Below are 19,923 nucleotides of genomic sequence, written 5' to 3'. Positions count from 1 at the left end.
TCTAGTGCCAGTCGGGGCGCGCTGTTGCGACGCGTTCGGTGGCCGCCCAGCATGAGGGGATGGACGATGATCGCCTGAGCGTGCTGGTGACCGGTGCGAGCGGGTACGTGGGCGGCCGGCTCGTGCCGGAGCTGCTGGCCGCGGGGTACCGCGTGCGCTGCCTCGCCCGCAGCCCGGAGAAGCTGCGCGACCACCCGTGGGCCGGGGACGTCGAGGTGGTCCGCGGGGACGTGACCGACGAGGCGTCGGTGCGGGCGGCCGTGGACGGCGTGGACGTGGCGTACTACCTGGTCCACGCCCTGGGCGGGGGCAGGGACTTCGAGCGGACCGACGCGCGGGCGGCCCGGATCTTCGGGCGGGCGTGCCGGGAGGCCGGGGTACGGCGGCTGGTGTACCTGGGCGGGCTGACGCCCTCCGGCGTGCCGGTGGAGCGGCTGTCCCCGCATCTGCGCTCGCGGGCCGAGGTGGGCCGCATCCTGCTGGAGTCCGGGGTGCCGGCGGCGGTGCTGCGGGCCGCGGTGATCCTGGGGTCGGGCTCGGCGTCGTTCGAGATGCTGCGGTACCTGACCGAGCGGCTGCCGGCGATGGTGACGCCGCGCTGGGTGGACACCAGGCTGCAGCCGATCGCCGTGCGGGACGTGCTGCGGTACCTGGTCGGCTGCGCGGAACTGCCGTCCACGGTGAGCCGGACGTTCGACATCGGCGGTCCGGACGTCCTGACGTACCGGGAGATGATGCGGCGGTACGCGGCCGTGGCCGGGCTGCCGCGCCGGGTGATCGTCCCGGTGCCCGTGCTCACCCCGCGGCTGTCCAGCCAGTGGGTCGGGCTGGTGACGCCGGTCCCGGCCTCGATCGCGAAACCGCTGACGGAGTCGCTGCGGCACGAGGTGGTGTGCCGGGAGGCGGACATCGAGCGGTTCGTGCCCCCGCCCGCCGAGGGGCTGCTCGGCGTGGAGCAGGCGCTGGAGCTGGCGCTGCGGCGCATCCGGGAGGCCGAGGTGGCCACCCGCTGGTCCTCGGCCTCGGTGCCGGGCGCGCCGAGCGACCCGCTGCCCACCGACCCGGACTGGGCGGGTGGCAGCCTCTACAGCGACCGGCGGGAACGGACGGTGCACGCCTCCCCGGAGGCGCTGTGGCGGGTGATCGAGGGCATCGGCGGGGAGCACGGCTGGTACTCCCTTCCGCTGGCCTGGGGGGCGAGGGGCCTGCTGGACCGGATGGTCGGCGGCGTGGGCCTGCGCCGCGGCCGGCGTGACGCGGGACGGCTGCGGGCGGGCGACGCCCTGGACTTCTGGCGGGTGGAGGAGGTCGAGCGGGGCAAGCTGCTGCGGCTGCGCGCCGAGATGAAGCTGCCGGGGCTGGCGTGGCTGGAGCTGGAGGTCGGGCGGGACGCGGACGGCCGCACGCGGTACGGCCAGCGGGCGCTGTTCCATCCGCACGGCCTGGCCGGGCAGCTCTACTGGTGGTCGGTGAGCCCGTTCCACGCGCTGGTGTTCGGCGGGATGGCGCGCAACATCGCGCGGGCCGCGGAGGGCGGGAAGGGGGCGCCGGGCGCCGAAGCCGACCTGGGTGGCGGAGCCCGGGTGCCCGGCGGGTAGCGTTACGGTGTTCACCCAGGTGATCGCAGCAGGGGAAGGTGCGGGGTAGCGGCCTCATGCACATCGTCATCATGGGGTGCGGCCGAGTGGGTGCCGCACTCTCCAGGACCCTGGAGGACCAGGGTCACACGGTCGCCGTCATCGACCGCGATCCCACGGCGTTCCGCAGGCTCGGCTCCAGCTTCGGCGGCCGGCGGGTCACGGGTGTCGGTTTCGACCAGGACACCCTGCGCGAGGCGGGCGTCGAGGACGCGGGCGCGTTCGCCGCCGTCAGCAGCGGGGACAACTCCAACATCATCGCCGCCCGGGTGGCCCGCGAGATGTTCGGCGTGCAGAACGTGGCGGCCCGCATCTACGACCCGCGGCGGGCCGAGGTCTACCAGCGGCTCGGCATTCCGACGGTGGCCACGGTGCGGTGGACGGCCGACCAGATGCTGCGGCGGCTGTTGCCCTCCGGTGCCGAACCGCTGTGGATCGACCCGACGGGCGGGGTGCAGCTCGCCGAGGTACACGTCTCCCCGAGGTGGTTCGGCCATCCGGCAGCGCGGCTGGAGGCCGAGTCGGGGGTGCGGATCGCCTTCATCACCCGGCTGGGCGAGGCCATGCTCCCCGATCCGCAGGCCGTGCTCCAGGAGGGTGACCTCGTGCACGTGATGATGAGCAGCGACCAGGTCGGTGAGGTGGAGGCGGTCTTCGACCGCGGCCCGGGTGAGTCAGGGGAGCAGCGGTGAGAGTCGCCATTGCGGGAGCGGGCGCGGTGGGGCGGTCCATCGCCGGCGAGCTGCTGGAGAACGGCCACGAGGTGCTCCTCATCGACAAGGCGCCCAGCGCGATCGCCGTGGAGCGGGTACCGCTCGCGGAGTGGCTGCTGGCGGACGCCTGCGAGATCTCCGCGCTGGACGAGGCGGCGCTCCAGCGCTGCAACGTCGTGATCGCCGCGACGGGTGACGACAAGGTCAACCTCGTGGTGTCGCTTCTCAGCAAGACGGAGTACGGCGTGCCGCGCGTGGTGGCGCGGGTGAACAACCCGAAGAACGAGTGGCTCTTCAACGAGGCGTGGGGCGTGGACGTCGCCGTCTCCACCCCACGGCTGATGTCGGCGCTGGTCGAGGAGGCCGTCAGCGTCGGCGACCTGGTGCGGCTGCTGCGCTTCAGCCAGGGTGACGCCAACCTCGTCGAGTTGACGCTCGCCCCCGAGGCGGCGCTGGCCGGTACTCGGGTCGGGGACGTGGCCTGGCCGCAGGACACGACTCTGGTGACGATCATCCGGGGGACGCGGGTGCTCACGCCCCGGCCCGAGGACGCCCTGGAGGCCGGGGACGAGCTGCTGTTCGTGGCCGCGCCCGCGCGGGAACGGGAGCTGGAGGAGCTGCTGTCCGTCCACCGGGACCCGGCGGGCGAAGAGGCCTGAGCGCAGCGCCCCGGGCCCGGCACCGGGGGCTATGGCGCCCGGTACCGGTGGCGGGTGGTTCAGCGGGGCGTTTCGCCGTCCGCTGCCGCGGCGGCCGCGCGCTCGCGCTTCTCCTCCGCCTCCATCTCGGCGAAGACGTCGATCGGCGCGGGTGCCTTGGCGAGGAAGATCCAGGTCAGGTACACGCAGAGCAGGAACGGCGGGATGCCGAGGGCGACCCGCAGCCAGCCGAGCTGGGTGGCGTCCCCCCAGAGGTAGATGGGGAAGGTGATCGCCGACTTGCCCAGAAGCACCAGGCCCCAGGCGTAACTGGCCTTGGTGTAGGCCTTCTTCCGGCCCGGGTTCCGGGTGCGCCAGGACATGTTCTCGCGGAACAGGGGGCCGAGGACCATGCCCAGGAGCGGCACCCCGGCCGCGGCGGTGACGAGGTAGGCGACCGCGAGGCCCAGCGTGTAGAGCATGCCGGGCAGGTAGAAGTTCTTCGCGTCTCCCGACATCATCGCGAAGACGGCGCCGAACGCGACGCCGAAGACGCCGCCGAAGGCGTGCTTGAGCGTGCTCTTACCGAACAGCCGCAGAACGGCCATGAGGGCGGAAAGGCTCAGTGCGGCGATGGCGGAGACGTGGATGTCCCGGTTGATCGTGTAGCTCAGCACGAAGACCAGACCGGGCACGGTCGTCTCGACCATGCCCCGGACGCCGCCGAACGCATCGAGCATGGCGGCCTTGGTGATGTCCGGATCAGGGTCCGCCGCCCCTGCCGTGAGCTGTTCCGCCGCCTCGTGCGCCGTCGGCTTGTCCAGTGGGGTCACCCGCTACTCCTGTCCCAGGGTCGGAGCTCGTACTTCGGGTTGAACAGCACCCGGCGTCCGCGGTTCATCGCGATGCGTCCAGAGGCGATCAACGTACGGCCCGGTTCGATGCCCGCGATGGCCTGGCGACCCAGCCAGACGACGTCCAGCGAGTCGGAGCCGTCGAACAGCTCGGCCTCCAGCGCGGGCACCCCGGCCCGGGGCCGGAGTGTAACGGTACGCAGCGTTCCGGTCACCTTGACGATCTGCCGGTCGCCGCAGTCGCAGATCCTCGTGCAGTCGCGCAGCGCCGCCTCCTCCGCCGCGGAGGCGACTCGCTCCTCGGACCGCCGGGCCTCCTCGGTGACGGAGCCGAAGCGGTCGAGAAACCGCCGTATCCGCCCGTTTCCGCGTTTCTCGGAGTCGTTGACGCCGCTCATGCGGCCAGCCTACCCGCGGCCCCCGGCGGTCCCGAAGGCCCGGTGAGGAGCGTCACCGAGGGACGTGGGCGTCTGTCTGGCCCCGCCGTGGCGGCGGGGCCAGACAGACGCACCCGCCACATCAGCGGATCTCGGTGATCTCCGGGCCGCGGGACAGCTTGTCGATGCCGCCGGCGAAGCGGGAGCCCTGCTCGGTGCTCTCCTGCTGGATGCCGTCGGGCACCATCTCGGCGTCCTGGGGCAGCTTGAGGACGATCGGGTCGCGGGGAGCCATGGGGGCCTCGCCCCGGACGACGACGGTGTCCCGGAAGATCTGCTCCAGCAGCCCGGCCGCCTGCGGCTGCACGGCGCCCTGGCCGGAGATCACGCCGCGCAGGAACCAGCGGGGGCCATCGACGCCGATGAAGCGCACGACCTGCACCCCACCCTTGCCGTCCGGCAGCTTGACCGGCACCTGGGCGCGCAGCTCCCAGCCGAGCGGGCCCTCGATCTCGTCGATGACACCGCCCTGCTTGGTGATGCCGCCGGCGATCTCCTCGCGGATCTCGTCCCAGATGCCCTCCCGCTTGGGCGCGGCGAACGCCTGGAGCTGGACGGCGCTGTCCCGCAGCACGACCGTCGCGGCGACGATGGCGTCACCGGCGACCTCGACGCGCAGTTCCATCCCCTCGACGCCCGGGACGAACAGCCCTCCGAGGTCCACCCGGCCCTCGCCGGGCTTGCCGACCTCGGAGACGTCCCAGGGACCGTCGGGCCGGGGGGCCGGGGGCAGCTTCACGCGGGCGGCACCGCCCGCGTCGTCGTTCCCCGCGCCCTCGGCGTCATCGGTTGCCGCCTCGTCGGCGGCGGCTTCGACGTCGGCCGGGAGCTTCTCCTGCTTCTCGGCGCGCTTGCGACGACCGAACACGTCACTGTCCCTTCAGGTCGGCGGTCTCGGTACCGTCGACCGCAACGTTGGTGTTGAATCCGCCCGTGGAGCCGAAGCCCGCGGCGGACCGCACCGACCCCGGCAGCTCCTCCACCTCGTGGAAGCGCACCTTCTCGACCTGCTGGACGACGAGTTGGGCGATGCGGTCGAACCGCTCGAAGCGCACGGTCTCGCGCGGATCCAGGTTGACCACGATCACCTTGATCTCTCCACGGTACCCGGCGTCGACGGTTCCGGGAGCGTTCACCAGGGAGACGCCGAGCCGGGCGGCGAGTCCGGAACGCGGGTGGACGAAGGCGGCGTAGCCGTCGGGCAGGGCCACGGCGATGCCCGTGGGCAGTACCGCGCGCTCCCCCGGGGCCAGCGCGCACGCCTCGGTGGTGGTCAGGTCGGTGCCCGCGTCGCCGGGGTGGGCGTGGGCCGGCAGCGGGACCTCGGGGTCGAGGCGGCGGATGAGGACGTCCACCGGCGGCCGGGGCGCGCTCACGGGTTGACCTCGAAGGCGCGGGCCCGGCGGACCTGGTCCGGGTCGTTCATCGCGGCCTGGATCTCCTCGTCGCGGCCGTTGTCGATGAAGTGCTCGACCTTGACCTCGATGAACAGCCCGTCGGCGCGGACGGCCACGGGCCCCTCGGGACCGCCGATCCGACCGGTGGCCGTGCAGAAGATCTTGCGTCCGTGTACGGCCGTGACCGCCGCGTCCAGGTGCAGGACGGAACCGACGGGCACGGGAAGCCGGAAGTCGGTCTCCAGCCGCCCGGTGACGGAGATGGTGTGCATGAGCCAGTTGAGCGAGCCCAGCGTCTCGTCGAGCGCGGTGGCCAGCACGCCGCCGTGGGCGAGACCGGGGGCGCCCTGGTGCTCGGGCTTGACGGTGAACTCAGCGGTGACGTTCACACCCTCGCCGGCGCGGGCGTCCAGGTGCAGTCCGTGCGGCTGACCGCCGCCGCAGCCGAAGCACTGGTCGTAGTGCGAGCCGAGCGGTTCGCCGGGCGCGGGCGCATCCGGGTGCCGGACGGGGGCACGGGCGTCCTCAGGCGGCGTCAGCGAGGTTCTCTGAGCAGTCACGTCAGCAGACCCTACCGCCGCCAGGCACGGGCCGGTGCAGCCGCTCTCCGGTGTCCTGGACGGCCATGCCAAGCTGAGGGCATGCAGGCGTACGACGAACGACTGACCGCGCCCCGCTCCTGGTGGCTGACCGTTCCGGCGCTCACCGGGGTCACGCTCGGGCTGGTGCTGCTGCCCCTGGGCACGGTGCCCATGCTGGCGGCGCTGGTGACCGGAGCCGCGCTGGCGGCGGTCGGGCTGAGCGTCTACGGCTCGGTGCGGGTGCGAGTCGTGGCCGACTCGCTGGTGGCGGGCAGCGCGCGGATCCCGCTGAGCGCCCTCGGCCGCGCAAGCGCGCTGAGCCCGGAGGAGGCCCGGGCCTGGCGGACCCACCGGGCCGACCCACGCGCGTTCATGGTGCTGCGCGCCTACATCCCGACGGCGGTGCGGGTCGAGGTCGTCGACCCGCGGGACCCGACACCGTACGTGTACGTGTCGACGCGCCGCCCTCAGCGGCTGGTGTCGGCGCTGGGCGGCTCCGAGGCGCCCTCAGGGGCGGCTTCCGGGGCGGCCTGAGCCTCGGGCGGGATCCGGCTCCACGGCACCTGCCCGCTGCGCAGATCCTCCCGGATCCGCTCGGCGAGCTTCCGCGTCTCCCGGTGGTTCATCGCGGCCCCCACGGCCGCTCCGATCATGAACGGGGTGAGGGTGGGGAGGTTGCGCAGGGTGCGTTTGAGCAGCCGCTGGCGCAGCTCGCGGCGGAGCTGGAGACCGAGCGCCGCGTTGAGGGTGGCGGGCTTGAGGGGGTCGATACCGCGCTCGTGCGTCCACGCCGTGAGGTAGGCCGCGGCGCGGCGGGCGGCACCGCCGGGAGGCCGCTGCCCGTAGACCTCGTGGAGCTCGGCGATCAGCTTGATCTCCACCGAGGCGACGCCGACGACCTCGGTGGCCAGCTCGGTGGGCATGGCCGGGGGCACCGGCAGCATGGCCGCCGCACCGACTCCGGCGCCGACCGTGGCCGAGCTCTTGGTGGCCCCGGAGATCAGCGCGTCGGCCAGCTCCTCGGGGCCCTTGCCGGGGAACTGGGCACGGAGTGTCGCCAGGCTGCGGACCGGGATACGGGGTGCGGTCTCGATCAGCTTGTCGGCGACGGCTCCGGCGAAGGCACGCATCCTGCCGCGCTCGTACGGCAGGGCCGGCTCGGCGCCGGGGCTGTGCTCGGCTCCGGGGACAGCCTCACCGTCTGGAGTGGACACGGCGCGCCGGGTGCCCGCGGAGCGCTCCGGCTTCAGGCGTGCCAGACGGCGGCGCACCGGCTGGAGCCGGGCACCGCGGGGTGCGAGCGAGGCTTCGCCTTCTGGGCCGCCTCGCTCGGCATCACGTGCGTCGTCACCGGGCACGGAGGGGTGCTCCGGCTCAGGCCGCGCAGTCGCGGCAGATCGGCTGTCCGTTCTTCTCGGCCGCGAGCTGGGAACGGTGGTGCACCAGGAAGCAGCTCATGCAGGTGAACTCGTCCTGCTGCTTGGGCATGACCCGGACCGCCAGCTCCTCGTTGGAGAGGTCGGCGCCAGGCAGTTCCAGGCCCTCGGCCTGCTCGAACTCGTCGACGTCGACATTGGACGCCGACTTGTCGTTCCGCCGGGCCTTCAGTTCTTCGATGCTGTCCTCGTTGAGGTCGTCATCGGTCTTGCGTGGAGTGTCGTAGTCCGTTGCCATGTCGTTCTCTCCCCCTCTGGGTTCTGTGACGTCTCAGCGCACGTAACGCGTGAGGGGCCGGTCTTGTGCCCGACCCGAGGCGGAGATTTTGCCTCACATCAAGGTCTGTTACTCGATCGACACCCAACCGGCCCCCTAAGAGGTGACCAGGGCGTGCGCCGGAGAAGGGTACAGCGGCGGCCGCGGGCCCGGTCACGCGGGCCGTTTCGGGTACTTCCCGCAGTCAAGCCCTGCGGAAACCTTCATTTTGCGGTGTTTTCCACCCACTCGTCGAACACGCAGCGCGTTGGGCAGAAATCCGCCGTGTGTAATCGGTCACAAAGCGCTCCGCGACCGCCCGGAACATCATGAAGCGGGCGATATTGCGCTCACAGCGAACACCCTTCCTGCCGACTTCGCAACCCGGCCTTCGCCCCGGGGACGGCTCGCGGCGGCACGACGTCAGACAGGCAGCACGACGCGCATCAGCAGACCGCCGTCCTCGCGGGGCGTGGCGGTGATCGTGCCGCCGTGCGCCCGGGTGACCGAGCGGACGATCGACAGCCCGAGCCCCACGCCCCGGTCACTGCCGGTGCGCTCCGTGCGCAGTCTGCGGAAGGGCTCAAAGAGGTTGTCGACCTCGTAGGCCGGAACCTGCGGCCCGGTGTTCTCCACGGTCAGCACGGCCTGCCCGGTGTGCGCCTCGGTGCTCACGGCGACCCATCCGTCCTCGGGAAGGTTGTAGCGGACCGCGTTCTGCACCAGGTTCAGCGCGATGCGTTCCAGGAGCACCCCGTTGCCCTGCAGGTAGGCGGGCTGCCGCACGCCACGCAGCTCGACGCCCTGGGCCGCCGCCTCCGCGCGCACCTGCTCCACGGCCCGCGAGGCGACCTCCGCCAGGTCCACCGGCTTGCGGTCGACGATCTCGTTCTCGCTGCGCGCGAGCAGGAGCAGCCCCTCCACCAACTGCTCGCTGCGCTCGTTGGTGGCGAGCAGCGTGCGGCCGAGCTGCTGCACCTCGACCGAGGCCCCGGGGTCGGAGAGCTGGACCTCCAGCAGCGTCCGGTTGATGGCCAGCGGCGTGCGCAGCTCGTGGGAGGCGTTGGCGACGAAGCGCTGCTGCGCGGTGAAGGCGCGGTCGAGCCGGTCGAGCATGTCGTCGAAGGTGTCGGCCAGCTCCTTCAGCTCGTCGTCCGGCCCGTCCAGCTCGATCCGCCGGTGCAGGTCGGAGCCCGCGACCCGGCGTGCCGTGCGGGTGATGCGGCCGAGCGGCGACAGCACGCGCCCGGCCATGACGTAGCCGAGGGCGAAGGCCGCGACGGCGAGCCCCAGCAGCGCGAGCAGCGAGTTCTTGAGCAGGGAGTCCAGGGCCAGTCTGCGCTGCTCCTCCAGGCAGGCCTCCACGGCGTCGTTGAGTTCGCTGCCGAGGCTCTGGCTGGGCAGATCACAGCCGGCCGTGGTGGCCTCGAACTCGCCGCGGATGATGCGGATGGGCATGGCCGCGCCGTCCTGCAGGGCCTGGGCGGCCAGGAGGTAGATGATCAGCAGCAGGGTCACGCCCGCGATCAGGAACATCCCGCCGTACAGCAGGGTGAGCCGGATGCGGATGGTGGGGCGCAGCCACGGGTAGGAGGCGGGCGCGGCCGGCGGGTCCCAGGTGGGCCGGGGCGGGGTGGCCTGCGGCGGGGTCGCGGGCGGCTGTGCGGGGGGCTGGGTCGGTGTGGTCATGGTGACTTCAGATGCGGTAGCCCGCGCCGGGCACGGTGACGATGACGGGCGGCTCGCCGAGCTTGCGGCGCAGCGTCATCACGGTGACCCGGACGACGTTGGTGAACGGATCGGTGTTCTCGTCCCAGGCCTTCTCCAGGAGCTGTTCGGCGGAGACGACGGCCCCCTCGCTGCGCATCAGCACTTCGAGCACGGCGAACTCCTTGGGCGCGAGCTGGACCTGCCGGCCGTCGCGGGAGACCTCGCGGCGGTTCGGGTCGAGCCGGATGCCGGCGCGTTCCAGGACGGGCGGGAGCGCGGCGGTGGTGCGGCGTCCCAGGGCACGGACGCGGGCGGTGAGCTCGCTGAAGGCGAAGGGCTTGGGCAGGTAGTCGTCGGCGCCGAGCTCCAGGCCCTCGACGCGGTCGCTCACGTCCCCGGAGGCGGTGAGCATGAGCACGCGGGTCGACAGGCCCAGCTCGACGACCCTGCGGCACACCTCGTCCCCGTGGACGAGCGGCAGGTCCCGGTCGAGGACGACGACGTCGTAGTCGTTGAGGTCGATCCGCTCCAGCGCGGCGGCTCCGTCGTAGACGACGTCCACCGCCATGGCCTCCCGTCGCAGCCCGGTGGCCACGGCGTCGGCCAGCAGTTGCTCGTCCTCGACGACGAGTACGCGCACGGTGCGTCCTTTCCTCGGTTGGTGGTGGGCGCCGGTCGGGCGGCCCGCTGTCCATCGTGCCCCGAACGCCGGTAAACCGGCTGTAAGGGGGCGCCTCCAGCGGATGGCGGAGGATTTTCCCGGGAATCCCGGGATCTGAGGTTTCCCTGAGGAACGACACGGGGAGGAAGGATGCACATCCCCGATCACGCCCCGTAGGCGGCATGCCACTGCGGAGGTCCGTACCGGCCCGGCCGGACGGTTCCCGGCTACCGCTCGCCCAGGGACCACCCCGTGATCAAGTCCATCCCCGGCACACCCCCGTGCCGCCGACCCACGACGAGGGGGCGCACCATGGACGCGTTCACCGCAGGGCTGCTGCAGCGCATAAGGAGCACGGAACACGACCTGCACCGCGCTCGCGAGGCCGGCGACGACTACCTGGCGGAGGTCGAGCAGTCGGAGCTGGAAGACCTGCACCGGCTGGCCAGCGAGCACGGCGTCGAGGTCTCGGTCTGACCCGCCGCTGACCCCGCCCAGCCTCATCCCGGTGGCCCCGGCCGGCGTCCGAGAACAGCCGGTCGGGGCCATCGGTGTGCGCGCCGGGGTGTCCGGGCCGGAGCTCAGCCCCGTCCGGCCCCGAGTTCGGCCAACAGCGGCTGGAGCACGGGGAAGACCTCCGGGGTCGCCGCCACCAGCAGCTCGCTGCCCGGAGCCCGGCCCGGCAGCCCCCCGGTCAGCGCCCCCGCCTCGCGGGCGATCAGGTCGCCCGCGGCGTAGTCCCAGTGGTTCGTGCCGCGCTCGTAGTAGCCATCCAGCCGACCGCTCGCCACGTCGCACAGGTCGAGTGCGGCCGAACCGGAGCGGCGGATGTCGCGTACCCGCGGCAGCAGCGCGCGCACGACGGCCGCCTGGGCATCGCGGGTCGTCTGGACGTAGTTGAAGCCCGTGGCGATCAGCGCCTGGTCCAGCGTGGTACCCGGACGGCAGCGCACGGGCCGCCCGTCGCACCGGGCCCCCTGCCCCAGCACCGCGTGGTGGGTCTCGCCGCGCTGCGGGGCGTGGACGACGCCGACGAGGGTCTCCCCCTCCCGTTCGGCGGCCACGGACACGGCCCAGTCGGCCCGGCCGTAGAGGTAGTTGACGGTGCCGTCGATGGGGTCGATGATCCACCGCACCCCGCTGCTGCCCGTCGTGCTGGTGCCCTCCTCGCCCAGGAGGCCGTCGTCGGGGCGCCGCTCGGCCAGGAAGTCGGTGATCAGTTTCTCGGCGGCGAGGTCCATCTCGGTGACGACGTCGATGGGGCTGGTCTTGGTCGCGGCCACGCCGAGGTCGGCGGGGCGGCCGTCGCGCAGGAGGTCCCCGGCGCGGCGGGCGGCCTCGCGTGCGACGTCCAGCAGTTCCGCGTACGGGGCGTCGCCGGTCGGCTCGGTCATCGTCTCTCCCTCGTGGGGTCCGTGGTGCTCGTGCGGCTCGTCGGTGCTGCTGGTGCCGGGCTCACGGGTAGGGGCTGTCGGCCCCGGCCGCGGCGGGCCGCGGGGCGCGGGCCGGGCAGCAGCCGACGGGGCACACGTCGTGGGAGGGGCCCAGCGCGCCGAGGGCGCAGCGCTCGGGGTGCTCGCCCCGCTCGGTCGCGGCGCGTTCCAGCACCAGATCGCGCACACCGGCCACGAAGCGCGGGTCGGCCCCGACGGTGGCCGAGCGCACGACCGGCAGACCCAGGTCGCGCGCCGCGGCCATGGCCTCGGTGTCCAGGTCGTAGAGGACCTCCATGTGGTCCGAGACGAAGCCGATGGGCACCATGACGACCGCCGGGGCGCCGGCGGCGTGCCGGGCCTCCAGGTGGTCGCAGATGTCCGGCTCCAGCCACGGGATGTGCGGGGCGCCGCTGCGGGACTGGTAGACGAGCTCCCAGGGCCGTTCCACGCCGGTGTGCTCCCGGACGGCGTCCGCGATCTGCCGTGCGACGTCCAGGTGCTCGGCGACGTAGGCCCCGCCGTCGCCGTGGGCCGGGGTGGGCCCGGAGGTGTCGGCCGCGGCGGTGGGGATGGAGTGCGTGGTGAACGCGAGGTGGGCACCGTCCCGCACGGCGTCCGGCAGTTCGGCCAGCGCCGCCAGCACGCCGTCGGTCATGGGCCGCACGAAGCCCGGGTGGTTGAAGTAGTGGCGCAGCTTGTCGACGCGCGGCAGCGGCAGGCCCTCGGCCTCCAGAGCCGCGAGGGCGTCGGCCAGGTTCTCCCGGTACTGGCGGCAGCCGGAGTAGGACGCGTAGGCGCTGGTGGTCAGGGTGAGGACCCGGCGGTGCCCGTCGCGGACGAGCTCGCGCAGGGCGTCCGTCAGGTAGGGCGTCCAGTTGCGGTTGCCCCAGTAGACTGGAAGGTCGAGCCCCTGCCGGGCGAAGTCCTCGCGCAGGGCGGCGAGCAGCTCGCGGTTCTGGGCGTTGATCGGCGAGACGCCGTCGAAGAGGAAGTAGTGCTGACCGACCTCCTCGAGACGCTCCTTCGGGATGCCCCGCCCCCGGGTGACGTTCTCCAGGAACGGGACCACGTCCTCGGTTCCCTCCGGGCCGCCGAAGGAGAGGAGCAGCAGGGCGTCGTAGGGCTGGGGTCGTTCGTCGGGCATGCACCGATCCTGCCATCAGAGACGGGGCGGACGGTTCATGGCCCGCCCCGTAAGCTGTGTTGGCGTCAACGTCCCTTACGCGTTCTCAGGTGGAGCCGCCGTGCCGAGTCCCTACCGCGCGATCTTCACCGCCCCCGGCACCCGGAGCTTCTCCGCCGCGGGGCTGCTCGGCCGCCTGCCCGTGGCGATGCTCAGCATCGGCATCGTGACCATGGTCTCCGTGCTGACCGGCGCCTACGGCCTGGCCGGTGCGCTGGCCGCGACGGTCGCGCTCTCGGCCGCGGCGATCGGGCCCCAGGTGTCCCGGCTGGTGGACCGGCGCGGCCAGCGCCGTGTTCTGCGGCCCGCCGCGCTGATGACCGTCACGGCCGTGGCCGGGCTGACGGCCGGCACGGTCTGGCAGTGGCCGACGTGGACCCTGTTCTGCTGCGCGGCCTTCGCCGGCTGCGTGCCGAGCCTGGGCTCGATGGTGCGCTCGCGCTGGGTCGCCCTCTACCGCGACCGGCCGCGCGAGCTGCACGCGGCCTACGCCTGGGAGTCGATCGTCGACGAGCTCTGCTTCGTCTTCGGTCCCATCCTGTCCATCGGCCTGTCCACCGCGTGGTTCCCACAGGCCGGCCCGCTCGCCGCCGCGTGCTTCCTGCTCGCGGGCGTCTTCTGGCTGACCTCGCAGCGGGCCACCGAGCCGCCGGTGGTCCCGGCCGCCGCGGGCGCCGCCGGGGGCTCGGCGCTGCACTCCCCCGGGCTGCAAGTCCTGGTCGCGACGCTGCTGGGCGTGGGCGCGATCTTCGGCGCGATCGACGTCGTCACCATCGCCTTCGCCGAGGAACGGGGCCACCGGGGGGCGGCCAGCCTGCTGCTGGCCGGGTACGCCGCGGGCTCCTGCCTCGCCGGAGCGCTGTTCGGCCTGCTGCGGCCGACGGGTACGGCGGCCCGGCGGTGGCTGCTGGGGGTGTGGGCGGTCGCGCTCAGCATGGTGCCGCTCCAGTTCGTGACCGGCCTGCCGATGCTCGCCGTCGCGCTGTTCGCGGCCGGGCTCACCATCGCCCCGACGCTGGTGACCTCCGTGGCCCTCGTCGACCGGCTCGTCTCGCGCGCCCAGCTGACCGAGGGCATGACCTGGGTCAGCAGCAGCATCGCCGTCGGCATGGCCCTCGGCGCCGCCGTCGCGGGGCGTACCGTGGATACCTACGGCGCCGGACACGCCTACGCCGTCCCCGCGGTGGCGGGCGTCCTGGCGGCGCTGACTGCGCTGCTGGGGCATCGGCGGCTCCTCCCGGCCCCGGCCCGGAGGGACGAAGCGCGGCCGGCCGCCGAGGACGCCACGGGGGCGCGGCCGGGCACACCGCCCGCGGTGGAGCCGTCGCCCCGGTGACGGTCTGTCGGACACCCCCGTGATACCCGCCGCACCGGGCGGCGCGGTACCCGGCGGGCGTGAGTATGATCCCTCCACCGCCGCGGCAGGAGGGGAGCACAGTGAGCACCTTGTACAGCACGGCCGGCCCGAGGGGCACCTGGCGGAACTGGGCGGGCTGCGCCTCCGCCCGGCCTCAGCGGATCGTCACGCCCTCGACCGCCGAAGCGCTCGCCGACGCCGTCCGCCGCGCCGCCGAGGAGGGGCTGCCGGTCAAGGCGGTGGGCTCCGGTCACTCGTTCACCGCCGTGGCCGCGACCACCGGCCTGCTCATCCGCCCGGAGCGGCTCAGCGGCGTCCGGGCCATCGACCGGGCGGCCGGCACGGTGCGCGTGGCCGCCGGCACGTCCATACGGCAGCTCAACGAGGTGCTGGCCGGTGAGGGCCTGTCCCTGGCCAACATGGGCGACATCATGGCGCAGACGGTCTCGGGTGCGGTGAGCACCGGCACCCACGGCACCGGACGGGACTCGGCGTCCCTGGGGGCGCAACTGGCCGGGCTCGAAATGGTGCTGGCCGACGGCTCGATCATGCGCTGCTCCGCGGAGGAGAACGCCGACGTGTTCGCCGCCGCGCGGCTCGGACTCGGGGCGCTCGGCGTCATCACCGAGCTGACGTTCCGGGTCGAGCCGCTGTTCCTGCTGCACGCCCGCGAGGAACCCATGTCCTTCGAACGGGTGGTGGAGGAGTTCGACCAGCTCGTCGCGGAGAACGAGCACTTCGAGTTCTACTGGTTCCCGCACACGGGGAACTGCAACACCAAGCGCAACAACCGCTCGGCCGGGCCGGCCCGCCCGCTGCCGCGGGTGCGGGGCTGGGTGGACGACGAGCTGCTGTCCAACGGGGTCTTCCAGGCCGCCTGTTCGCTCGGCAAGGCCGTGCCCGCCACGGTGCCGTTCATCGCCCGCACGGCCAGCCGGGTGCTGTCCGCCCGCAGTTACACCGACATCCCGTACCGGGTCTTCACCAGCCCGCGCCGGGTGCGCTTCGTGGAGATGGAGTACGCGCTGCCCCGGTCGGCGGCCGCCCCGGCGCTGCGGGAACTGCGCACACTGGTGGACGGTTCGGATCTGCGGATCAGCTTCCCGGTCGAGGTGCGCACCGCACCGTCCGACGACATCACCCTCTCCACGAGCGAGGGCCGCGAATCGGTGTACCTGGCCGTGCACATGTACCGCGGAACGCCGCACTCCGAGTACTTCGCCGCCGCCGAGCGGATCATGACGGCGCACGGCGGCCGACCCCACTGGGGCAAGCTGCACACCCGGGACGCCGCCTACCTCGCCGACGTCTACCCCCGGTTCGGCGAGTTCCTCGACCTGCGGGACCGACTGGACCCGGACCGGCTCTTCGACAACGCCTACCTGCGGCGCGTCCTGGGCGGATGACGGCCCGTCGCCCGCGGCCCCCCGGCATACGCCTTCGACGTCCCGGCCCCTCCCGCAGGTGAGCGACGGTGCCACACGCGACAACTGACTGCGTTTCAGCGATATCCCACAGACCAGGAAGGAACCGAACAGAACGGGACGTGTGGCGTTTCTCGCACCCATTCCACACGATCCGGTCAACTCCCTTGCCCCGCCGGAACTTCGACGGCGCGCCGGTCCTCCCGACATGGCCCTAATGGAGTAGTGTCGTGGCCCTGGCCTCGGCCCTGCCCGGTCGATGTGGCGGAGAGTGAGCGAACAGGTCACTCAGGGTGGCCAACCGGTCACCGTGCCACACCGTTCGATCGAAGCATGGGCCCGACACGCCGGGCAAGTCGGCAAAGGTTGTGGCAGCCTGCACCCCGGGCAGGCCACACTCGTCTAGCGGGAGCAGCGACGCACGTGACGTCGGCAGGCACCATCCGGGAGGTTCCCATGCCCGAACTGCGTGTCGTGGCCGTCAGCAACGACGGCACACGGCTGGTGCTCAAGGCTGCCGACAACACGGAATACACCCTTCCGATCGACGAGCGGCTGCGGGCCGCCGTCCGCAACGACCGCGCCCGGCTCGGCCAGATCGAGATCGAGGTCGAGAACCATCTGCGCCCCCGCGACATCCAGGCCCGCATACGGGCCGGCGCCACGGCCGAAGAGGTGGCCCAGCTGGCCGGCATTCCCGTGGAGCGGGTGCGCCGGTTCGAGGGCCCGGTGCTGGCGGAGCGCGCTTTCATGGCCGAGCGGGCCCGCAAGACGCCGGTACGCCGCCCCGGCGAGAACACCGGCCCCCAGCTCGGTGACGCCGTCGCCGAGAGGCTGCTCGTGCGCGGGGCGGACAAGGACACCGTGCGGTGGGACTCCTGGCGGCGGGACGACGGCACCTGGGAGGTGCTGCTCGTCTACCGGGTGGCGGGGGAACTGCACTCGGCGAGCTGGAGCTACGACCCGCCCCGCCGTCTGGTGCAGTGCATGGACGACGAGGCGCGCACGCTCGTGGGCGAGAGCGACGAACCGCCGGAGCCGAGCTTCCCGTTCGTGCCGCGCATCGCCCGGCTCCCCCGGGACCGCTCGGACGACGGCAGGGACGCCGCCCGCCCGGAGCCCGCGGCCCGCGGAGACCGGGAGGACCGGGACTCGCTGACCAGCCTGCTGGAGGCCGTGCCCAGCTTCCGGGGCGACATGGTGGTGCCCGATCAGCCCGCCGAGGACGACGACGAGGCGGCCGAGCCCGCCGCCGAGCTCGAGGAGCCGGTGGAGCCGCCCGCCGCGAGCGCGGGGGCAGCCTACGCCGACGTGCTCATGCCGCGCTCGGTGGCCAGCCACCGGGACCGGCTCACCGGAACCACCGACCGGCAGGCCGAGGCGGACGGGGTACGGCCGGGCCGCCGGGCGGCGGTCCCGAGCTGGGACGAGATCGTCTTCGGCACCCGGCGCAAGAAGCAGGAGTAGCCGCCCGGCGGCGGCGCCGGGCGGGCTTCCCGCTCAGCCGGGCGGGTTCCGTCAGCCGGGCTGCGGCCCGGTGGCCACAGGGCGCGCGGGATCGGCGCACCAGTGCGACCAGGACCCGGCGTACAGCCCGGCGACGACCCCGACCGCGTCCAGCGCCAGCACCTGCTGGGCGGCCGAGACCCCGGAGCCGCAGTAGACACCCACCTCGGCGTCCCCGTGCGCCCCGAGCGCGGCGAACCGCTCCTTGAGCTCCTCCACGGGCCGGAACCCGCCCGTGGCCGTGACGTTCTCGGTGGTGGGCGCCGACACCGCGCCCGGGATGTGCCCGGCCACCGGGTCGATCGGCTCCGTCTCCCCGCGATAGCGCTCGCCGGAGCGGGCGTCCAGCAGCAGCCCGCGGCGGGCCACCGCCGCGGCCTCGTCGGCGTCCAGGAGTGGCATCCCTCCCGGCCGCGGCACGAAGTCTCCCGGGCTCGGCTCGGGAACCTCCGAGGTCAGCGGCCCCTCCCAGGCCGCGAGGCCGCCGTCGAGCACCCGGACGTCGGGGTGCCCGGTGTAGCGCAGCAGCCACCAGGCACGCGCCGACGCCCAGCCCTGGCCGCCGTCGTAGACCACCACCGTCCGGGAGGCGCTGACCCCGGCCCGGCGCATCGCCGCGCCGAACACGTCGAGGTCCGGCAGCGGATGGCGGCCGCCGGCGCCGGGCGGCCCGGCGAGTTCGGTGTCCAGATCGACGTAGACGGCACCGGGCAGATGCCCGGACTCGTACACCGGGCGGCCGGTCGGCCCGCCCATCGCGTACCGGACGTCGAGCAGCACGGGGGCGTCGTCCGGACCGGCGTCGGCCAACGCGCTCGCGAGTTCGGCTGCGGAGATCATGGCTGTCATGGGCGCATTGTCGCGCACGCGCGAGGGGGCGGGCAGGCATGCGCCGCGCCCACAGGGCACCGGGAGACGCGCGTGAGGCGATTCGCCCCGGGGAATCACCGCGCGGACCGGGACACGACCCACCGGAGAGTGCGAGCATGACTACGCACCGCACGCACGACACCGCCCCGCACGCGACGCGCCCGCCGCACGCGCACCCCGACCCCGTGGACGACTACGGCCGCAACGACGACGGCCCTGAGGAGACGACGCCGATGACCGAGGGAGCCGCCCGGTTCACCCCGGGCACGCCCTGCTGGGTGAGCCTGATGGTGCACGACCTGGCCGCGAGCGAGAAGTTCTACCACGCGCTGTTCGGCTGGGAGTTCCAGGAGGGCCCGGCACAGCTCGGCCCCTGTATCCACGCCCACTTCGGCGACCGCCAGGTCGCCGGGCTGGGCGAGATGCACGACCGGCGCTCCCTGCCGGCGGCCTGGCTGCCGTATCTGGCCACCGACGACGCCGACGCGACCTGCGCCCTGGCACGGGACTGCGGTGGGACGATCGGCGTGGGCCCGCTGGACTCCGGTGACGCGGGGCGCATGGCGATCGCCGCCGATCCGTGCGGCGCCGCCTTCGGCATCTGGCAGGCCGGCGAGCACACCGGCGTCCCGGCCGACGGCCGGATCGGCACACCCGTGTGGAACGAGCTGGTCACGCGCGACAGCTTCGTCGTGAGCCCCTTCTACTCGACGGTCTTCGGCTACGACACCGAGCCGGTGGTCTCCACGGACATCGACTACCTGACCCTCCACCTGGGCGGGCGGGCCATCGGCGGAATCCGCGGCGTGGGCGGGTCGCTCCCGCGCGACCGGGGCCCGCACTGGACGACGTACTTCGCGGTGGCCGACGCCGACGAGGCCGCGCAGCGCGTGACGGAGCTGGGCGGCCACATCGTGCGCGAGCCCCGCGACTCCCCCTACGGACGGCTGGCCCACGTGGCCGACCCGGAGGGCGCGCGCTTCGCGGTGATCAGAATGCTCGACCCGCGGGACGCCGTCACCCGCCGCGTCCGGGACTGACCCGCGTCCGGGACTGACCCGCGCCCCGGGACGGCACCCGGACAGGGCTCCGCGGCGGGGCTCCGGCAGGCGGGGCCCGGCGGTCAGCGGCGCGGCGCGGGCAGGGCGCCCTCGTCGACCGGCAGCACGTCGGGCGAGAGCGCACCGGCGCGAGCCGCCGCCGCGGTAAGGCGGCGCCGGTGGTGCCGTCGGCACAGCACCTCGTAGCCGACGTCGACGGGCTGCGCCGTGGCATCGCCCCCCGCCACGTCACCGACGACGACCTGCGCCCCCTCGACGACCATGCGCCCGCCGACGGTGCGGGCGTTGTGCGTGGCCCGCGCGCCGCACCAGCACAGCGCCTCCACCTGCAGCACCTCCACCCGGTCGGCCAGCTCGATCAGCCGCTGGGAGCCGGGGAAGAGGCGGGTACGGAAGTCGGTGGTGATCCCGAAGGCGAACACGTCGATGCCCAGGTCGTCCACGACCCGGGCCAGCTGGTCGATCTGACCGGGGGTCAGGAACTGGGCCTCGTCGGCGATGACGTAGTCGGCGCGCCCGCCCTCGGTGAGGTGCCGGACGAGGCAGGCGTGGAAGTCGAGGTCCTCGTGCGCCTCGACGGCGTCGGTGACCAGCCCCAGCCGTGAGGAGAGCCGCCCGGCACCGGCGCGGTCGTTGCGGGTGAAGATCAGGCCCTGGAGCCCTCGGGCGGACCTGTTGTGCTGGATCTGCAAAGCGAGGGTGCTCTTGCCGCAGTCCATCGTGCCGCTGAAGAAGACCAGCTCGGGCATGGCGGGTGCGGTACCCC

At 73.3% G+C, this 19,923-nt stretch carries 22 protein-coding genes; 9 read left to right on the top strand and 13 right to left on the bottom strand.

The window, feature by feature from the left end; all coding sequences use genetic code 11:
* Window positions 1–59 precede the first annotated feature (59 nt).
* The 3 genes from HPT28_RS00605 to HPT28_RS00595 are packed head-to-tail and all read left to right on the top strand — an operon-like array spanning window position 60 to window position 3,009.
* Window positions 60–1,598, top strand: a complete 1,539-nt coding sequence (locus tag HPT28_RS00605; RefSeq protein ID WP_219088200.1) for an SDR family oxidoreductase — start codon at window positions 60–62, stop codon at window positions 1,596–1,598.
* A gap of 56 nt (window positions 1,599–1,654) precedes the next feature.
* The gene (locus HPT28_RS00600) at window positions 1,655–2,329 is read left to right on the top strand and encodes a TrkA family potassium uptake protein (protein ID WP_219088199.1); all 675 of its coding nucleotides are present in this window, start codon (window positions 1,655–1,657) and stop codon (window positions 2,327–2,329) included.
* Window positions 2,326–3,009 carry a TrkA family potassium uptake protein gene (locus tag HPT28_RS00595; protein WP_219088198.1) on the top strand — a complete coding sequence of 228 codons (684 nt, stop codon included), beginning with the start codon at window positions 2,326–2,328 and terminating at the stop codon, window positions 3,007–3,009. The genes HPT28_RS00600 and HPT28_RS00595 overlap by 4 nt, the downstream gene beginning before the upstream one ends.
* A gap of 59 nt (window positions 3,010–3,068) precedes the next feature.
* On the opposite strand, the gene HPT28_RS00590 is transcribed toward HPT28_RS00595, so the two are convergent.
* The 5 genes from HPT28_RS00590 to HPT28_RS00570 form a co-directional block, all read right to left on the bottom strand.
* Complete coding sequence (locus HPT28_RS00590; protein WP_374226902.1) at window positions 3,069–3,821, bottom strand: DUF3159 domain-containing protein; 753 nt, start codon at window positions 3,819–3,821, stop codon at window positions 3,069–3,071.
* Entirely contained in the window at window positions 3,818–4,240 is a 423-nt protein-coding gene (locus HPT28_RS00585; protein ID WP_219088197.1) for an OB-fold nucleic acid binding domain-containing protein, read from the bottom strand. The genes HPT28_RS00590 and HPT28_RS00585 overlap by 4 nt, the downstream gene beginning before the upstream one ends.
* A gap of 121 nt (window positions 4,241–4,361) precedes the next feature.
* A complete protein-coding gene (locus tag HPT28_RS00580) occupies window positions 4,362–5,147 on the bottom strand; it encodes a DUF3710 domain-containing protein (RefSeq protein ID WP_219088196.1) in 786 nt (261 codons plus the stop codon).
* A gap of 1 nt (window position 5,148) precedes the next feature.
* Entirely contained in the window at window positions 5,149–5,655 is a 507-nt protein-coding gene (dut, locus tag HPT28_RS00575; RefSeq protein WP_219088195.1) for a dUTP diphosphatase, read from the bottom strand.
* A complete protein-coding gene (locus HPT28_RS00570; RefSeq protein WP_219088194.1) occupies window positions 5,652–6,236 on the bottom strand; it encodes a PaaI family thioesterase in 585 nt (194 codons plus the stop codon). The genes dut and HPT28_RS00570 overlap by 4 nt, the downstream gene beginning before the upstream one ends.
* 81 nt (window positions 6,237–6,317) lie before the next feature.
* Between HPT28_RS00570 and HPT28_RS00565 the strand changes: the two genes are divergently transcribed.
* Complete coding sequence (locus HPT28_RS00565; protein WP_219088193.1) at window positions 6,318–6,791, top strand: DUF3093 domain-containing protein; 474 nt, start codon at window positions 6,318–6,320, stop codon at window positions 6,789–6,791.
* Here the strand turns inward: HPT28_RS00565 and HPT28_RS00560 are convergent.
* The 4 genes from HPT28_RS00560 to HPT28_RS00545 form a co-directional block, all read right to left on the bottom strand.
* Window positions 6,725–7,471 (bottom strand): hypothetical protein, encoded by a 747-nt coding sequence (locus tag HPT28_RS00560; RefSeq protein WP_374226901.1) that lies wholly within the window; start codon window positions 7,469–7,471, stop codon window positions 6,725–6,727. The two genes, HPT28_RS00565 and HPT28_RS00560, sit on opposite strands and share 67 nt — an antisense overlap.
* Before the next feature lie 160 nt (window positions 7,472–7,631).
* Window positions 7,632–7,931: a DUF4193 domain-containing protein gene (locus tag HPT28_RS00555; protein ID WP_219088192.1), complete on the bottom strand. Its 300-nt coding sequence runs from the start codon at window positions 7,929–7,931 to the stop codon at window positions 7,632–7,634.
* 441 nt (window positions 7,932–8,372) lie between these two features.
* Complete coding sequence (locus tag HPT28_RS00550) at window positions 8,373–9,638, bottom strand: HAMP domain-containing sensor histidine kinase (protein ID WP_219088191.1); 1,266 nt, start codon at window positions 9,636–9,638, stop codon at window positions 8,373–8,375.
* Between the two features lie 7 nt (window positions 9,639–9,645).
* Window positions 9,646–10,299 (bottom strand): response regulator transcription factor, encoded by a 654-nt coding sequence (locus HPT28_RS00545; RefSeq protein ID WP_219088190.1) that lies wholly within the window; start codon window positions 10,297–10,299, stop codon window positions 9,646–9,648.
* A gap of 333 nt (window positions 10,300–10,632) precedes the next feature.
* Between HPT28_RS00545 and HPT28_RS00540 the strand changes: the two genes are divergently transcribed.
* Window positions 10,633–10,797 (top strand): hypothetical protein, encoded by a 165-nt coding sequence (locus tag HPT28_RS00540; RefSeq protein ID WP_219088189.1) that lies wholly within the window; start codon window positions 10,633–10,635, stop codon window positions 10,795–10,797.
* A gap of 104 nt (window positions 10,798–10,901) precedes the next feature.
* On the opposite strand, the gene HPT28_RS00535 is transcribed toward HPT28_RS00540, so the two are convergent.
* Window positions 10,902–11,714, bottom strand: coding sequence for an inositol monophosphatase family protein (locus tag HPT28_RS00535; protein ID WP_219088188.1), 813 nt, complete (start codon window positions 11,712–11,714; stop codon window positions 10,902–10,904).
* A 61-nt stretch (window positions 11,715–11,775) separates the two neighbouring features.
* A complete protein-coding gene (locus HPT28_RS00530; RefSeq protein WP_219088187.1) occupies window positions 11,776–12,900 on the bottom strand; it encodes a ferrochelatase in 1,125 nt (374 codons plus the stop codon).
* Between the two features lie 100 nt (window positions 12,901–13,000).
* Here HPT28_RS00530 and HPT28_RS00525 point away from each other — a divergent pair, with 100 nt between their 5' ends.
* From HPT28_RS00525 to sepH, 3 genes are all read left to right on the top strand, one after another.
* The gene (locus HPT28_RS00525) at window positions 13,001–14,275 is read left to right on the top strand and encodes an MFS transporter (protein ID WP_308119021.1); all 1,275 of its coding nucleotides are present in this window, start codon (window positions 13,001–13,003) and stop codon (window positions 14,273–14,275) included.
* Between the two features lie 65 nt (window positions 14,276–14,340).
* Complete coding sequence (locus HPT28_RS00520; protein ID WP_219088305.1) at window positions 14,341–15,702, top strand: D-arabinono-1,4-lactone oxidase; 1,362 nt, start codon at window positions 14,341–14,343, stop codon at window positions 15,700–15,702.
* A 441-nt stretch (window positions 15,703–16,143) separates the two neighbouring features.
* Window positions 16,144–17,187, top strand: a complete 1,044-nt coding sequence (gene sepH, locus HPT28_RS00515; protein WP_219088186.1) for a septation protein SepH — start codon at window positions 16,144–16,146, stop codon at window positions 17,185–17,187.
* 51 nt (window positions 17,188–17,238) lie between these two features.
* Here sepH and HPT28_RS00510 read toward each other — a convergent pair whose 3' ends face one another.
* Window positions 17,239–18,075, bottom strand: a complete 837-nt coding sequence (locus HPT28_RS00510; RefSeq protein WP_219088185.1) for a sulfurtransferase — start codon at window positions 18,073–18,075, stop codon at window positions 17,239–17,241.
* A 254-nt stretch (window positions 18,076–18,329) separates the two neighbouring features.
* On the opposite strand from HPT28_RS00510, the gene HPT28_RS00505 reads away from it, so the two are divergent.
* Entirely contained in the window at window positions 18,330–19,136 is an 807-nt protein-coding gene (locus HPT28_RS00505; RefSeq protein WP_219088304.1) for a VOC family protein, read from the top strand.
* A gap of 83 nt (window positions 19,137–19,219) precedes the next feature.
* On the opposite strand, the gene HPT28_RS00500 is transcribed toward HPT28_RS00505, so the two are convergent.
* Window positions 19,220–19,906 (bottom strand): thymidine kinase, encoded by a 687-nt coding sequence (locus HPT28_RS00500; protein ID WP_219088184.1) that lies wholly within the window; start codon window positions 19,904–19,906, stop codon window positions 19,220–19,222.
* Window positions 19,907–19,923: the final 17 nt, after the last annotated feature.

The sequence above is a fragment of the Streptomyces sp. JJ38 genome (genome assembly GCF_019303475.1).
Lineage (GTDB): Bacteria > Actinomycetota > Actinomycetes > Streptomycetales > Streptomycetaceae > Streptomyces.
Note: the sequence above shows the minus strand (reverse complement) of the source record. Positions and strands in the feature narration are given on the sequence as shown.